Below are 1,440 nucleotides of genomic sequence, written 5' to 3' on the forward strand. Positions count from 1 at the left end.
GGTCGCAACCGAAGTGAGAATGCGTACAATCATGAGGAGCGCTCCCGTTGATCTGTTTTAGACAGAGCCTGCGCCCAAAGCCCGCGCCGGTCAAAGGGGAAAAGCCGCGCCGCTGCCTCCCCTCGCGTCAGCTCTGCGCGGCTGCTGGCGCCAATCCCCCTTGATTCACCTGCAAACACAAGGCATCAGGCCGTTATGCTGATTTACAAGATTTTCCGGGCGGACGAATGGGCCGCACTGCAGGCGGCGGGCGAAACCACCGGCGCGCCGATTGATGTGGCGGACGGCTATGTCCATTTCTCCACCGCAACCCAGGCGGCGGAAACCGCGGCCAAGCATTTCGCCGGGGCCGAGGGGCTGACCCTCCTGGCCTGCGACGCGGATGCGATGGGCGATGACCTGAAGTGGGAAGTCTCCCGCGGCGGCGCCAAGTTCCCGCATCTGTTCCGCAACATCCGCATGCCGGATGTGGTCTGGGCCAAACCGCTGCCGCTGGTCGAAGGCGCGCATCAGTTCCCGGAGGAAATGGCATGAAACTAACCGAGAAGCTGGCTCTGGCAGCAATGCACAAGGTTGACCCGGAAGCTGCCCACGGTCTGTCCATCAAGGCGCTGACCATGGGACTGGCCCCGGCGCCCGGCCCGGTGACAACGGCAAGACTCAAGACAACGCTGGCGGGAATCGATCTGCCGAACCCCGTTGGCCTCGCCGCCGGCTATGACAAGAACGCTGAGGCGCTGGCGCCGCTTGCGAAATCCGGTTTCGGTTTCCTTGAGGCTGGCGCCGCTACCCCGCGCGCCCAGCCCGGCAACCCGAAACCGCGCCTGTTCCGCCTGACTGAGGACAGGGCGGCGATCAATCGCTTCGGTTTCAACAACCAAGGCATGGAGGCAATCGGCGCGCGGCTGGCGCAGCGCCCGCGTGATACCGTCATCGGATTGAACCTGGGCGCCAACAAGGACAGCGAAGACCGCGCTGCGGATTTTGCCAAGGTGCTGGCCCATTGCGGCGCGCATCTGGACTTTGCCACCGTCAATGTGTCGTCTCCCAACACCGAAAAGCTGCGCGACCTGCAGGGCAAGGCGGCGCTTTCGGCGCTGCTGGCTGGGGTTCTTGAGACCCGCGAGGGCCTCAGCCGCCGGGTGCCTGTGTTTCTGAAGATCGCGCCGGATCTGGACCGCGAAGGGATCGAGGACATCGCCGCCGTCGCCGTGGACAGCGGCATTGATGCGGTGATCGCCACCAACACCACTCTGTCGCGCGAGGGCTTGCAAAGCGCGCATAAGGGCGAGGCCGGCGGTCTGTCCGGCGCACCTTTGTTCGAGAAATCCACCCGCGTTCTGGCGCAGCTGTCGGAACTGCTGGACGGCAAGGTGCCGCTGGTTGGCGTTGGCGGCATAAGCACCGCCGAGCAGGCCTATGCCAAGATTTGCGCCGGGG

General features: G+C 64.8%; 2 protein-coding genes. Both read left to right on the forward strand.

Features of this window, described 5'->3' with window-relative positions; genetic code table 11:
* Positions 1-195: 195 nt before the first annotated feature.
* Positions 196-534 carry a DUF952 domain-containing protein gene (locus tag A2I95_RS37650; RefSeq protein ID WP_291737545.1) on the forward strand — a complete coding sequence of 113 codons (339 nt, stop codon included), beginning with the start codon at positions 196-198 and terminating at the stop codon, positions 532-534.
* A partial coding sequence (locus A2I95_RS37655) for a quinone-dependent dihydroorotate dehydrogenase (protein ID WP_291737546.1) occupies positions 531-1,440 on the forward strand: 910 nt, incomplete at its 3' end. The genes A2I95_RS37650 and A2I95_RS37655, both read left to right, overlap by 4 nt.

The sequence above is a fragment of the Leisingera sp. F5 genome (assembly GCF_001593695.1).

What these genes read in the sequence shown, in the direction of transcription:
- A2I95_RS37650 (WP_291737545.1), top strand. Translation starts at nt 196, where the DNA reads ATGCTGATTTACAAGATTTTCCGGGCGGACGAATGGGCCGCACTGCAG.